The organism is Phocaeicola paurosaccharolyticus JCM 15092 (assembly GCF_000613805.1).
GTDB classification, from domain to species: Bacteria; Bacteroidota; Bacteroidia; order Bacteroidales; family Bacteroidaceae; genus Phocaeicola; species Phocaeicola paurosaccharolyticus.
The window spans coordinates 1-14,504 of record NZ_BAJR01000038.1; the positions used below are offsets into that span (position 1 = coordinate 1).

Consider the following 14,504-nt stretch of genomic DNA (forward strand, 5'->3'; position numbering starts at 1 on the left):
TAAAAAACCTTACCGATTTTATCGGTAAGGTTTTTTTATGGTATGATATAATTATTATCCTACGTTCTTAACCTTTATAAGGTATTCAGCAATCTGTACTGCATTAAGAGCTGCACCTTTCTTAATCTGATCACCTACAATCCAGAATGATAATCCATTCTCATCTGTAAGGTCTTTACGGATACGGCCTACATAAACAGGATCTTTACCTGCAAGGAACAGAGGCATTGGGTACTCTTTCTTTTCTGGGTTATCCATAAGTACAAGACCATCACCGTTAGCAAAGGCATCTCTAGCCTCTTCTATACTAACTGGTTTCTCAGTCTCTACCCACAAACTTTCAGAGTGAGATCTAAGGGCAGGAACACGAACGCATGTTGCACTTACCTTAATATCTGAATGCATAATCTTTCTTGTCTCATTGAACATCTTCATCTCCTCTTTTGTATATCCATTATCTGTAAATACATCAATCTGAGGGATAAGGTTGAAGGCAAGCTGATAAGCAAACTTCTCAACTGTTACACTCTCACCGGCCAGAACCTGACGATATTGTTCGTAAAGTTCGTCCATAGCTGCGGCTCCTGCACCACTTGCTGCCTGATAAGTAGCTACATGCACACGTTTTATTTGTGAAAGCTTTTCGATGGCTTTAAGTGCAACAACCATCTGGATTGTTGTACAGTTAGGATTAGCTATGATACCACGTGGGCGGGTCAAAGCATCCTCAGCGTTAACTTCAGGCACTACCAATGGAATATCTTCTTCCATACGGAATGCGCTTGAATTGTCAATCATCACTGCACCAAACTTAGTTATAGTCTGAGCAAACTCCTTAGAGGTTCCTGCTCCTGCAGATGTGAAAGCAATGTCTACGCCTTTAAAGTCATCATTGTGTTGCAGAAGTTTCACCTCAATCTGTTTACCGCGGAAAGTGTATTTCTGGCCTGCACTACGTGAAGAACCAAATAATAACAGGTCATCTACGGGGAAATTTCTTTCATCGAGCACGCGCAGAAATTCTTGTCCAACAGCACCGCTCGCACCAACAATTGCTACTTTCATTTTTACTTGTCTAAATTAATGATTAATAATAGTATTAAGGCTAGTTACCGAGCCTTATTATACGGATACAAAATTAAAACATTATATAATATATTCGGTATAAAAGAAAGTTTTTTCTTAATTTTGTAGATAAAATGTGATGCACTATTAAATATTAATAATGGATTTATTCAATTTTGATTTTGACCTTCCGGTAACCAACCCAACATGGATATTTTTCCTGGTGATGGTAATAATATTATTTGCACCAATAATAATGGGGCGTTTGCGTATTCCACATATCATCGGTATGATTTTAGCCGGTGTAATTGTTGGCAAATATGGTTTCAATATTCTGGAACGCGATAGCAGCTTTGAGTTATTTGGAAAAGTAGGTCTCTACTACATCATGTTCCTTGCCGCACTTGAGATGGATATGGACGATTTCAAGAAGAACCGTATAAAAGGTCTGGTATTTGGTTTAATCACATTTTCTGTTCCTATGATATTGGGTATTTGGAGCAGCATGCAGTTCTTGAATTACTCACTTATTACTTCTGTTCTTCTTGCCAGTATGTATGCCAGTCATACCCTCATAACATATCCTATTGTTAGCCGCTACGGACTTTCTCGCCAAAGAATTGTTAGTGTTACCATTGGTGGTACTGCAGTAACTGTGGCTTTGGCCTTGGCTGTATTGGCTGTGATAAGTGGTATGTATAAAGGAGAGGATATAGGTGGCTGGTTCTGGGTGCAGCTACTGCTTAAGGTATTTGTACTTTGTGGATTGATAATATTCTTCATGCCTCGTATAGCTCGCTGGTTCTTCAGAAAATATGAGGATCCTGTGATGCAATTCATCTTTGTACTGGCAATGGTGTTCCTTGGAGGTGGCTTGATGGAACTTGTTGGTATGGAGGGAATACTTGGTGCTTTCCTCGCCGGTCTTGTTCTTAACAGATTCATTCCTCAGATATCACCACTCATGAACAGAATAGAGTTTGTGGGTAATGCCCTCTTCATACCATATTTCCTTATTGGAGTGGGTATGATAATTGACATAAACTGTTTCCTTAAGGGCGGAGTGGTGCTTAAAGTGGCAATAGTGATGTCGGTTGTTGCAACTTTCAGTAAGTGGCTTTCTGCATGGTTTACACAGAAACTCTATCATTATACTAAAGTAGAGAGAAAGATGATGTTTGGTCTGAGTAACTCTCAGGCTGCAGCAACACTTGCAGCAGTTCTTATCGGACATGAAATAATAATGGAGAATGGCGAGAGATTGCTGAATGATGATGTCCTTAATGGTACTGTTGTCATGATTCTTATAACATGTATCATCAGTTCTATTGAGACTGAACGTGCTGCAAAGAGGATGATTGTTAACGAGATAACAGATAAAGACAGCAAGAAGAGTGAAAGTGAGAAATTCCTTATATCTGTATCCAACCCTGATAGCATAAAAGGGCTAATAGAGATGGCTCTCGTGATGCGTAAGCCGAAGAGCAAGGAGGAGATGATAGCATTGAGCGTTATCAATGATAATAATAGCTCAGAGGCAAAGGAGATTGTTGCTAAGAGGAATCTTGATAATGCGGCAATGATAGCTGCATCTGCTGATGTGGAATTAAAAACAATGCTTAGATATAGTCTTAACATCTCACAAGGTATTACTCATGCCATGCGTGAAAATGATGTTACTGATTTGATTATCGGTCTGCATCGCAAGGTTAATATAATGGATAGCTTCTATGGAAACGTTGCAGATAATTTGTTGAAGACCAACCATAGGCAGATAATGATATTGAAGCTTCTGATGCCTGTTAATACTCTTAGGAGAATAGTTGTAGCCGTTCCTCCTAAATCTGAATATGAGGTGGGTTTCGTGAAATGGGTCAATCAACTCTGCCGAGTGGCTAAACAGTTGGGATGTAGGGTGCATTTCTTTGCTTGCGAAGAGACAGGAGAGAAGATCTCTGCAGTTGTGAAGAGACAACAAGGAGAGACTTTCACAGAGGTATCTCTTTTGGAGTATTGGGATGACCTTTTGATGCTCACTTCACAAGTTAACTATGATCATCTATTTGTAATAGTTTCATCAAGAAAGGGCTCAATATCATACCAGCCTTCGTTTGAGGAACTTCCTATGCAGATAACAAAATATTTCTCAAATAACAGTTTTATGATGCTATATCCTGACCAGATTGGTGAACCGCAAGATGTACTTCATTTCTCTGATCCTAGACGTCCTAACAACTCAGATGTATATGGCAATGTAGGAAGATGGTTTTATAGATTATTTAAAAAGGACGAAAAGAATGGTTGATTATAGTTGGCAGGAGAGAACAGCCCTTCTGTTTGGTGATGAGAAAATATCTAGGATACGCAATGCGAATGTATTAGTTGTAGGTACCGGAGGTGTCGGAGGGTATGCTGCTGAGATGTTATGCAGAGCAGGGGTAGGTAAGATGACCATTGTTGATGCAGATACTATTCAACCTAGCAATATAAACAGACAGATTATAGCACTACACTCGAATACAGGCTCATCAAAAGTTGAAGCACTAAGTAAGCGTCTCAAAGATATCAATCCTGATCTGGAACTGACTAGCGTTGAGGAATATCTTAAGGATGAGGCTATACCTGAGCTTCTTGAAAAGGAGAAGTTTGACTTTGTAGTTGACGCTATAGATACTGTTGCTCCTAAATGCTTTCTGATATTTGAATGTCTGAAGAAGAAGATTAAAATAGTTAGCAGCATGGGTGCCGGCGCAAAATCGGATATTACAAAAGTAGGCTTTGCAGATATATGGGATACATATCACTGCGGACTTAGCAAGGCTGTAAGAAAAAGATTGCAGAAGATGGGTATGAAAAAGAAATTACCGGTGGTATTCAGCTCTGAACAGGCAGACCCAAAAGCAGTGCTGCTTGTTGATGAGAGAAATAAAAAGTCTACATGCGGTACTGTTAGCTATATGCCGGCAGTATTCGGATGCTACCTGGCAGAATATGTGATAAAGAAGTTGTAATTATGATAGAACTTAAGGGAATAACTAAGAGCTTCGGCTCTTTACTAGTGCTCAAGGGCATTGACCTCACTATAGATAAAGGAGAGATAGTTAGTATTGTAGGCCCTAGTGGCGCCGGAAAGACTACTCTTCTTCAGATTATGGGAACACTTGACAAACCGGAAAGCGGCGAAGTGCTGTTCGATGGTGTCAATGTTGAAAAGATGAAAGAAAAAGAACTATCCAAGTTCCGAAACAGAAACATCGGCTTTGTATTCCAGTTTCATCAGCTACTCCCTGAGTTTACAGCTTTGGAGAATATAATGATGCCGGCGTTGATAAACGGTGTATCTTTTAAGAAGGCTAAAGAGAGAGCAGAAGAGATTCTTCAGATATTGGGGCTTGAGGAGAGAGGCGCACATAAGCCTGCAGAACTTTCAGGTGGAGAGAAACAGAGAGTTGCTGTGGGACGTGCTTTGATAAACAAACCATCTGTTATATTGGCTGATGAACCTTCCGGTAGTCTTGATACAAAGAATAAGGAGGAGTTGCATCAACTATTCTTTGATCTGCGTGATAAATTAGGACACTCCTTTGTTATCGTGACTCACGACGAGACATTGGCCAAACTAACTGACAGAACGATACACATCATTGATGGTAAAATATCGGACTGTAATTAATAACAATCATCAACAAAATATGTTGATAGAGTGTTATATACATATAATATATAAAAATTGGAAATGAATATAGAACTAGGAAAATATAATAAGCTTACAGTAGTAAAAGAGGTAGATTTCGGTGTATACCTTGACGGAGGTGAAGAGGGAGAGATACTTCTTCCTACTCGTTACGTACCCGAAAGACTAAATGTAGGCGATGAGATTGAAGTTTTCATATATCTCGATATAGATGAGAGAACAATAGCTACAACACTTCATCCTTACGCACAGGTAGGAGAGTTTGCATGTCTTGAAGTGGCATGGGTAAATGAATTCGGAGCATTTTTGGATTGGGGACTTATGAAGGATCTTTTCGTACCATTCCGCGAACAGAAGATGAGAATGGATAAAGGAAGGAAATATGTTGTCTATGTAATGATCGACTCCGATAGTTACCGTATTATGGGAACAGCAAAAGTTGAGAAATATCTTAGCAAGGAGTTCCCTAAGTACAAGAGTGGCCAAGAGGTTGACATGATGGTATGGCAGAGAACAGAACTTGGATTTAAGGTTATCATAGACAACAAGTATGCGGGACTTATATATTCAAATGAGGTGTTCCAACCTTTGGAATTAGGTATGAAACTTAAAGGATATATAAAGAATGTTCGTGAAGATGGAAAAATAGATGCCTCTATCCAGAAGGTGGGAGTGAAGGGCATTGAGGATTTCTCGGCAACACTTCTTGGTTATCTTAAAGAGAATGGCGGACATACTAATCTGAATGATAAGTCTGACCCTGAGGATATATATGATACTTTCGGTGTAAGCAAGAAGGTTTTCAAAAAGGGCGTTGGAGATCTATATAAGAGACATCTTATAAGAATCTCAGATGACGGAATATATCTTATTTAGAATAGATTGAGGGAATTCCCTAATAAATATAGGAATTCTCCTAATGAATTATAGGAATTTTAAATTGTAGGGGGAATTATTTCTCCCTATTTTTGATTCAAGAAAAACAAACAATTAATACCTACAGTCATGAGAAAACTTAATAAAATATTGATGGTTGTTGTAATGTTAGCTGTTACAATACCTGCATTAGGAGCTATGAGTACTGGTAATGTAAGGAAGAATACAAGATTCCTAACTGACCGCATGGCATATGAACTGAATTTGTCACAAGATCAATACGATGATGTTTACGAAGTAAACTATGATTTCATAAATAATGTTCGATACATAATGAGCAATGTTTCAAGAGGTGATTATTATGCTATTGACAGGTATTATGACTTCCTTGATGTACGTAATGATGATTTGAGATGGATACTTTCTCCATCACAATATTCAAGATTTATCGATATAGATTATTTCTATCGTCCTATCTATACAGAAAACAGAAGGTGGACATTTAGAATATATGATATCTATTCTAATATAAACTTCTTCTATTTTGGCAGACCATATCACTATTCTTCTTATAATGGCGGACACTATAGAACTCATTATAATAACATAAGTTTCTATCAGAACCGTTGGAGTAAGAGATATAATTTCAGTGACAGATATCACGATCGCTATGCTATACGTGATGACAGAAGATTCGATACTTACCGTAAACACGATTTCGGAGTAAATGTACGCCCTAATAATGGTTATGATAGAAATAATAACAGACGTCCTGAAGTAAATCCAAGAAATGATAACAATAACCGTCAGGGAAGAGATTATCGCCAGGATAATAACAATCGTTATGACAACAATAATAGCTATAGAAACAATAACGACCGTAGATATGACAACAATAACAGCTATAGATCAAATAATGATAGCCGTCCTGCAAGAGTAGAGACAAGGAGAGACGAATCAACCCGTCCTGCAAGAGTAGAAAATAGAAGAGATGATTCAGCTAGACCAGCAGATGTACGCAGACCTTCATCTACAAGAGATAATAGTGAAAGAGTAGACAACAGCAGGAATGAGTCAGCTAGAACTAGCAGCACTTCAAGTGTTAGAGAAAGCAAAAGCAATAGCTCATCTAACAGTAATAGTGAAAATAGTTCAAGAGAAAGAAACGAAGGTGCAAGAAGAAGATAATTTAATTTTTAGTAGTCAAAAAGTATTAGTGGTTTAAAAGTTTATTGGTAAAAAGGATAAGAGGGGAGGATATTACAGTTCTCCTCTTTTATTTTTGCAATGAAGAGTGTAAATTATAGAAGATAAGATATTTATCTTCTATAATTTAGATGAAATTCTACTACTGCTTCTATACCTTTACGGAATAGGTCAAGCGAAAAATTTTCATTAGGGGAGTGTATGGCATTGCTCTCAAGGCCAAATCCCATTAATATCGTTTTAATGCCGAGTACTCTCTCAAAATCAGAAATAATGGGTATACTTCCTCCACGACGTACAGCAAGAGGCTTTTTACCAAATGCTTTCTCAAAACCTTTTTCTGCAGCTTTGTATGCAGGAAGTGAAATAGGACATACATAACCTTCGCCTCCATGCATTGGCGTTACTTTAATATCAACATAATCAGGAGTAATGCTCTTTATATAGTCGACAAATAGTTTAGATATCTCCTCATGTTTTTGATTTGGTACAAGCCGGCATGAGACTTTAGCATAAGCTTTTGATGGTAATACAGTCTTAGAACCTTCACCCGTATAGCCACCCCAAATACCACAAACATCGAATGATGGACGGCAACTATTACGTTCCAAAGTAGAGAAACCTTTCTCACCTTTCAGCGCTTTGACGCCTATGGCTTCCATATATTTTTCCTCGTTGAAAGGTATATTGGCAATCATATCTCTTTCCTCTTGAGGAACAGCCTCTACGTCATCGTAGAAATGAGGGATTGTTATTTTCCCATCCTCATCGACTATCTTAGATATTATCGAACATAGTGTGTTTATAGGATTTGCCACCGCACCACCGAAATGACCTGAATGAAGGTCTCTGTTTGGTCCTGTAACCTCTATCTCCCAATAAGCAAGGCCGCGAAGTCCTGTTGTAAGCGAGGGCAGTTCGGCACCAAGCATACTTGTGTCCGAAACAAGAATGATATCTGAATTAAGAAGTTCCTTATGGGTACTAATAAATGTGCTTAGGCTAGGGGAGCCAATCTCCTCTTCACCCTCGAATATAAATTTGATATTATTCTTAAGAAGATTGTTATTTACCAAGTACTCAAAAGCTTTCGCCTGAATCATTGATTGTCCTTTGTCATCATCTGCACCACGAGCATAAATCTTGCCATCTCTTATCTCCGGTTCGAATGGAGTGCTTTTCCATAGTTCAAGAGGTTCTGCAGGCATTACATCGTAATGAGCATAAATTAGTATTGTAGGAGCATTGTTATCAACATGCTTCTGTGCAAATACTATGGGATTTCCCTCTGTGGGCATCACCTCAGCCATGTCTGCTCCAGCTTCAAGAAGTAGCTCTTTCCATCTGTTGGCACAAGCAATTATATCTTTCTTATGCTCAGGCATGGCACTAACACTTGGTATACGTATTAGTGAGAAAAGTTCCTCAATAAATCTGGATTCGTTTTCTTGAATATATCTCTTTACTTCCATATTAATTCATAAGATTATTACAACTGAGTTGTCTTATCAAGCAGGTAGTAGTCGAGTATGGTCATAGCTGCCATAGCCTCAACGATAGGTACCGCTCTTGGTAAAACACATGCATCATGTCTTCCTCTTGCCTTCATGGTTGTATCTATTCCATCGATGTTCACAGTGTGCTGTTCCATAAGTATAGTAGCAACAGGCTTGAATGCAACACGGAAATATATATCCTCACCATTACTTATTCCTCCTTGAATACCTCCAGAGAAATTCGTTCTGGTATCTATTCTCCCTTGATTGTTATAGAATACATCGTTCTGCTGGCTTCCTTTTAACTCCATAGAGTCAAATCCTTGACCATATTCGAATCCTTTTACTGCATTTATGCTGAGCATGGCTCCGCCAAGTGCAGCATGAAGCTTACCGAAGACAGGTTGGCCAAGTCCTATTGGGCATCCTTTTATAACGCAACTTACTACACCTCCAATTGTATCACCTTCACCCTTAACCTTCATTATAAGATCTTCCATCTCTTTTGCTTTATCTGGATCTGGGCAGCGTACACCATTTGACTCGATAAGATCAAGATTGTATTGATTATAATCTTTATCAAGTTTTATTGCTCCTACCTGAGATGTATAAGCGGTCACGCTTACTCCAATCTGCTTGAGTGCAATCTTTGCCAAAGCACCTGCTACCACACGAGATATTGTCTCTCTGGCAGATGAACGTCCTCCACCACGATAATCACGAATACCGTACTTCTGCATGTATGTAAAGTCAGCGTGCGACGGTCTGAATATATTTTTTATATTATCGTAGTCATTGGAGTGCTGGTTCTGGTTCCATACAACGAAACCTATAGGACATCCTGTTGATTTCCCTTCGAATATACCTGATAAAAATTCAACTTTATCGGGTTCTTTACGGGCTGTAGTAAGCAGAGACTGACCTGGTCTGCGTCTGTCTAGCTCGCTCTGAATAAAGTCTGTATCTATCTTTATACCAGTTGGAAAGCCATCAATTACTCCGCCGATTCCCATGCCATGGGATTCACCGAATGTTGTAACTTTGAATATATTACCGAATGAGTTGAACATAGTATTAACTATTTTATTGATTAAAAATGTAATAAAATAATGTACTCTTTAGAGTTTAAAAAGAGGATTTTGATCAGAATTTAACTTCTGGAGCCTTGTTTGCTCCCTCTTCTGCTTCAAAATATGGACGTTTCTCGAAACCGAACATACCTGCTACAATGTTAGTTGGGAACTTACGGATTTTAGTGTTGAATTCTTTAGCAGTATCATTGAACCTCTTGCGTTCAACACTTATTCTGTTTTCTGTTCCTTCAAGTTGTGCCTGAAGTTCCTGAAAGTTCTGATTTGCCTTAAGTTCAGGATATGCTTCAGTAATAGCAAGCAGTCTGCTTAATGCAGCACCTACTTCACCCTGAGCTTTCTGATAAGCAGCTATTTTCTCAGGAGTAAGATTGTCAGCATCTATAGTCATCTGTGTAGCCTTACTTCTTGCTTCCACAACAGCCTGGAATGTTGACTTTTCGTGTGCTGCATATCCTTTTACCGTGTTCACTAGGTTAGGGATTAGGTCGGCACGGCGTTGATATTGATTTTCAACATTACCCCATGATGTGCTAACTGACTCATCCATAGTTACTAATGAGTTATATGATGATACACTCCACATTACCAATAAGGCAACGAATGCCACAATTGCTCCGATTGTAATTAGTTTCTTATTCATCTTATTTTTTTTTGTTTCTCAATTATAGTAATATTTTTCCTATTATTTGCAATTAGATGTAAAAGATATTAGAAACGGCTTCCTGCTCCACCGCCTCCGAAACTTCCTCCGCCGTAGCTACCTCCGCCAAAACCACCGAAGCCTCCACCTCCGCCGCCTCTGCCGAAACCGCCGAAGATTATTGGACCTCCGGAACCTCCTCTAGGTCCTCTGTAATCATCATCCGATGACCTCTCATTCTTCACGAATGTGTGGCCACAGTTTAAACATTTGTATTTCACTGCATCAATTCTGATTCCATTCTCTTTTGATACCAATGCAGATGAAACACGTTGTATTTTGTGTTTCTTACATACCGGACACCTCTTGTTCCACCATGTAACAAATAGTGCACCAAAAATTAAAGCTGTAAGACCAAAGGCAAACGTGAGGAAAAATTTAGCATCACCAGAAACTTCCGGATTATTTTCTCTCTTCATAGATCCGTCAAGGTATCCTCTTACAGCAGTAACACCTTCAACCATACCTTTGCTCCAATCTCCTTCACTGAAGTACGGCACCATGTATTTTGTCTGTATTCTTTTACATAAAGCATCAGGCAGATCACCCTCGATGCCGTATCCTGTGGCAAATTGTACGCATCTTTCGTCTGTAGAGAGAAGTATTACCAAACCATTATCTCTTTTCTTTTCACCTATTCCGTACTTTTGTCCAAGTTGCTGTGCAAAGTCGAAACAGTCGCCTCCCTCTATTCCTGATACCACCACCACAAGGGCTTGTATTCCGGTCTTCTGCTCAAGGGCATATAGAGTGGTATCCATCGCCATCACTGCCTCAGCAGATATGATATTGTCTGGGTTACTTACATATCTACTCTTGTCTTGCAGGTGAACGATAGGTATCTCATCTACTTTATACTCCTTTGCCTCTATTGAGAAGCATGACAGGGTAAATAAGATTAAAATAAAAGTCTTTAATATTTTCATCTGATGTATTTATCTACAAATGTTTTAACTCTTTTAGTATACTCTTCAGTATAATCATAATATGACATTGCATGCTTTGCTCCGGGTACTATCCATAACTCCTTCGGTGCAGCTTTTGTCTCATAAAGTTTATATACCATACTTGTTGGTACATAGGTATCTCCATCACCATGTATGAAAAACATAGGAAGTTTACACTTAGCAACTTGATTCAAAGCAGATGCCTCCTTGAAGTTCCATCCATACTCCATCTGGCATAATATGTTTGCAGCATCTAGGATAGGGAAAGAAGGCAATCCAAACTCATCGTTTAACTGTAGCTTGAACTCGTCCCATACACTTGTATATCCACAATCTTCAACAAAGCATTTTACATACTTTGGCTGTGGATCTCCTGACTCCATCATGACAGTTGCAGCTCCCATTGAAATACCATGTAGAACCATCTCTGTTGAATCTCCGAACATGCTATTGGTAACATCCATCCATTGTCGCACATCAATGCGGTCTAGCCATCCCATCTGAATGCTATTGCCACCACTAAGACCTGAATTGCGAAGGTCAGGAATAAGAATATTGAATCCGAGCTTTTTGTTATACATGTAACCTATCATCATCATCCTTATGGCATTGTCTGTATAACCATGAACGATCAACGCTGTCTTCTTTGTTTCATCACTTGCCGGGACAAAATAGGAGTGGAGTTTTACTCCATCAGGGGAGTAAATAAATGTATCTTTCAGTGCGCCTGCTTTTTCAAGGCTATCTTTCCAAAAGCTTAGATATGGATATTCTTCGAACATATATTGCCATGAACTGTCCAAATCACGCCCACGATTTTCGGGCTTGAGCGAATAGTCAAGCATATATTGTCCGCCAAGAAATGGGATTAACAAGACAATGCAAAATGCAATAATGCAACGAATTATCAGTCTCTTTTTTCTCATAAATTATCTATTCCATATCTCCCAAGCTCCATATGCCTGGTATATAAGCATCTCTAATCCATTCTTAGTGGTAGCTCCATGTTCAGCTCCTCTTTTCATGAATAGAGTTTCATCAGGATTATATATCAAGTCGTATAGTAAATGCTTTTCAGTAAGAAGAGAATATGGGATATCAGGGCACTTATCAACTTTAGGAAACATGCCTACAGGTGAACAGTTGACTATAACATTATACTCCTGCATAATCTCTTCATTAATATCCTTATATGAAATCATCTCCTCTTTAGGACTTCTTGAAACAAAAGTTGACTCTATTCCCAATTTTTTCAATCCGTGGAATATAGCTTTTGAAGCCCCTCCAGTCCCTAAAATTAATGCTTTATTATGATATTCCTTGAGAAGAGGTTTGATAGATTTGGTAAAGCCGATAATATCCGAGTTGAAACCTATAAGTTTTTTTTCTCCTTTATCAACAGTAATCTTAATAACATTTACGGCTCCAATATCTGCTGCATCTTTATCGATGCCATCAAGATATGGTATAATCTGTTCCTTATATGGTATAGTTACATTTAAACCGGCAATATCCTTATTATTATTCACGACTTTAGTAAAATCTTGAATATTAGCAATCTCAAAGTTAACGTATTCCGCATCAATCTTTTCTGAATGGAACTTGTCATTAAAGAAACTCTTAGAGAATGAGTGTTCTAATGGATAACCTATTAAGCCAAATTTTTTCATTACTTGCTCTGTTTTGATGCCATGTATAGTGTGCAGATTCCAAAAGTAAGTCTTTTGAATTCCACTTTCTTAAATCCTGCTTTCTCAATAATCTTACTCATAACCTCTCCTTGTGGGAAGGCTTTAATTGATTCAGGAAGATAAGTATATGCATTATCATCTTTCGAAAGAAGTTTTCCTATACTAGGTATTACAATTTTTGAATATATGGAATAAAGCTGTTTCATTGGGAACATCTCCGGTTCCGATAGTTCCAAGATTACAAGGTGTCCATCACTTTTCAATACTCTGCACATCTCTTCAAGTCCTTTGTCAAGGTTCTCAAAGTTACGTATTCCGAAAGCTACGGTTATAGCATCAAAGCTATTGTCTTGAAAAGTCAGTGAGCAACAGTCCTCTTTTTTAAACTTGATCTTGTCTGATAATCCGAGTTCCTTAACCTTACTACGGCCAACATTCATCATCCCTTCTGAAATATCTGCCCAAGTAACTCTTCAGGTTTTAGTATTTTATAAGCCTGAATAGCAAAGTCTCCGGTTCCAGTTGCCACATCCATCATCTTTTGTGGAGCAAAGGGTCTCAGGAACTTTATAGCTTTTCTCCTCCAGATTTTATCTATTCCGAAAGAGAGGGTGTGATTAAGTTTATCGTAGGCAGATGCAATATTGTCGAACATCTTTTCAACCTGTCTGCCTTTCTTTTCATCACTGTTATATGGCTTAATATTTTCTTGAGGATAATTCATCTAATAAAAATGTAAGTTGTTATCGGAAGCGGTAATCAGCCGCTTCCGATATAAATTTATTTTAGATAGTTCTTAATGTTTTTGTCTATTCTTTCAGATATATTGTCTGTATCTGCCTTTAAGAAAGTCTCACCGGTGATATGTTCATAAAGTTCAATATAGCGCTCGCTGATAGAGTTTACTATCTCTTCGGTCATTTCTGGAACTGTCTGTCCCTCTTTACCTTGGAATCCGTTCTCCATGAGCCATTCGCGAACAAACTCTTTAGATAGCTGTTTCTGAGCTTCACCTTTCTCGAATCTTTCCTGATAACCTTCAGAGTAGAAGTAGCGGCTTGAGTCAGGTGTATGAATCTCATCCATAAGATATATTTCACCATTGTGCATACCGAACTCATATTTAGTATCTACAAGTATAAGTCCTCTTTCGGCAGCAATCTCTGTACCACGTTGGAAAAGTGCGAGAGTATATTTCTCAAGAATTTCATACTCCTCTTTAGTAGCAAGACATTGTCTTAGGATCTCCTCTTTAGATATATCTTCGTCATGAAGTCCCATCTCAGCTTTAGTAGTAGGAGTGATGATAGGAGTTTCAAACTTTTGGTTCTCTCTCATTCCCTCAGGAAGTTTCACGCCACAGATTTCACGTACTCCGCTTTTGTATGCTCTCCATGCACTTCCACAAAGATAACCACGTACAATCATTTCAACAGGGAAACCTTTGCACATTACACCCACAGTAACCATAGGGTCTGGAGTAGCAAGTTTCCAGTTTGGACATATGTCTTTAGTAGCATCAAGGAATTTTGCTGCAATCTGGTTCAACATCTGTCCTTTGTAAGGAATACCTTTAGGCAGTACGACATCAAATGCTGAGATACGGTCGGTGGCAACCATTACAAGTTTCTCATTATTGATGTTGTATACATCACGTACCTTCCCATTATAAACATTTACCTGACCGGGAAAATTAAAGTCGGTTTTTGTTAATGCTTTGCTCATGTCTCTACAA

At 38.5% G+C, this 14,504-nt stretch carries 13 protein-coding genes and 1 pseudogene; 5 read left to right on the forward strand and 9 right to left on the reverse strand.

Translation table 11 applies throughout. The features are described from left to right. Positions 1–54 precede the first annotated feature (54 nt). Complete coding sequence (locus tag JCM15092_RS12680) at positions 55–1,065, reverse strand: aspartate-semialdehyde dehydrogenase (RefSeq protein ID WP_024994983.1); 1,011 nt, start codon at positions 1,063–1,065, stop codon at positions 55–57. Between the two features lie 160 nt (positions 1,066–1,225). On the opposite strand from JCM15092_RS12680, the gene JCM15092_RS12685 reads away from it, so the two are divergent. The 5 genes from JCM15092_RS12685 to JCM15092_RS12705 all read left to right on the forward strand — a co-directional run bounded on the left by JCM15092_RS12685 (position 1,226) and on the right by JCM15092_RS12705 (position 6,823). Next, positions 1,226–3,370 carry a cation:proton antiporter gene (locus JCM15092_RS12685; RefSeq protein WP_024994984.1) on the forward strand — a complete coding sequence of 715 codons (2,145 nt, stop codon included), beginning with the start codon at positions 1,226–1,228 and terminating at the stop codon, positions 3,368–3,370. Next, a complete protein-coding gene (locus JCM15092_RS12690) occupies positions 3,363–4,076 on the forward strand; it encodes a tRNA threonylcarbamoyladenosine dehydratase (protein ID WP_024994985.1) in 714 nt (237 codons plus the stop codon). The genes JCM15092_RS12685 and JCM15092_RS12690 overlap by 8 nt, the downstream gene beginning before the upstream one ends. 2 nt (positions 4,077–4,078) lie before the next feature. Further along, the gene (locus JCM15092_RS12695; protein WP_024994986.1) at positions 4,079–4,738 is read left to right on the forward strand and encodes an ABC transporter ATP-binding protein; all 660 of its coding nucleotides are present in this window, start codon (positions 4,079–4,081) and stop codon (positions 4,736–4,738) included. Positions 4,739–4,801: 63 nt separating this feature from the next. Continuing rightward, positions 4,802–5,635 (forward strand): CvfB family protein, encoded by an 834-nt coding sequence (locus JCM15092_RS12700; protein ID WP_024994987.1) that lies wholly within the window; start codon positions 4,802–4,804, stop codon positions 5,633–5,635. 129 nt (positions 5,636–5,764) lie between these two features. Further along, on the forward strand, positions 5,765–6,823 hold the full coding sequence (locus JCM15092_RS12705; protein ID WP_024994988.1) for a hypothetical protein: 1,059 nt from the start codon (positions 5,765–5,767) through the stop codon (positions 6,821–6,823). A gap of 131 nt (positions 6,824–6,954) precedes the next feature. Here JCM15092_RS12705 and JCM15092_RS12710 read toward each other — a convergent pair whose 3' ends face one another. The 8 genes and pseudogenes from JCM15092_RS12710 to JCM15092_RS12745 form a co-directional block, all read right to left on the reverse strand. Further along, positions 6,955–8,313, reverse strand: coding sequence for a dipeptidase (locus tag JCM15092_RS12710; protein ID WP_024994989.1), 1,359 nt, complete (start codon positions 8,311–8,313; stop codon positions 6,955–6,957). Positions 8,314–8,330: 17 nt separating this feature from the next. Next, entirely contained in the window at positions 8,331–9,407 is a 1,077-nt protein-coding gene (gene aroC / locus JCM15092_RS12715; protein ID WP_024994990.1) for a chorismate synthase, read from the reverse strand. Between the two features lie 73 nt (positions 9,408–9,480). Beyond that, on the reverse strand, positions 9,481–10,071 hold the full coding sequence (locus tag JCM15092_RS12720) for a LemA family protein (protein WP_024994991.1): 591 nt from the start codon (positions 10,069–10,071) through the stop codon (positions 9,481–9,483). Positions 10,072–10,139: 68 nt separating this feature from the next. After that, positions 10,140–11,057, reverse strand: coding sequence for a TPM domain-containing protein (locus tag JCM15092_RS12725; RefSeq protein ID WP_034542024.1), 918 nt, complete (start codon positions 11,055–11,057; stop codon positions 10,140–10,142). Next, the gene (locus JCM15092_RS12730; protein WP_024994993.1) at positions 11,054–12,004 is read right to left on the reverse strand and encodes an alpha/beta hydrolase; all 951 of its coding nucleotides are present in this window, start codon (positions 12,002–12,004) and stop codon (positions 11,054–11,056) included. The genes JCM15092_RS12725 and JCM15092_RS12730 overlap by 4 nt, the downstream gene beginning before the upstream one ends. Before the next feature lie 3 nt (positions 12,005–12,007). Beyond that, a complete protein-coding gene (locus JCM15092_RS12735; protein WP_024994994.1) occupies positions 12,008–12,748 on the reverse strand; it encodes a shikimate dehydrogenase family protein in 741 nt (246 codons plus the stop codon). Then, positions 12,748–13,493: pseudogene (gene ubiE, locus JCM15092_RS16140) on the reverse strand (bifunctional demethylmenaquinone methyltransferase/2-methoxy-6-polyprenyl-1,4-benzoquinol methylase UbiE). Before ubiE ends, JCM15092_RS12735 begins: the two are co-directional and overlap by 1 nt. Before the next feature lie 56 nt (positions 13,494–13,549). After that, the gene (locus tag JCM15092_RS12745; protein ID WP_024994995.1) at positions 13,550–14,494 is read right to left on the reverse strand and encodes a phosphoribosylaminoimidazolesuccinocarboxamide synthase; all 945 of its coding nucleotides are present in this window, start codon (positions 14,492–14,494) and stop codon (positions 13,550–13,552) included. Between the last annotated feature and the right edge of the window lie 10 nt (positions 14,495–14,504).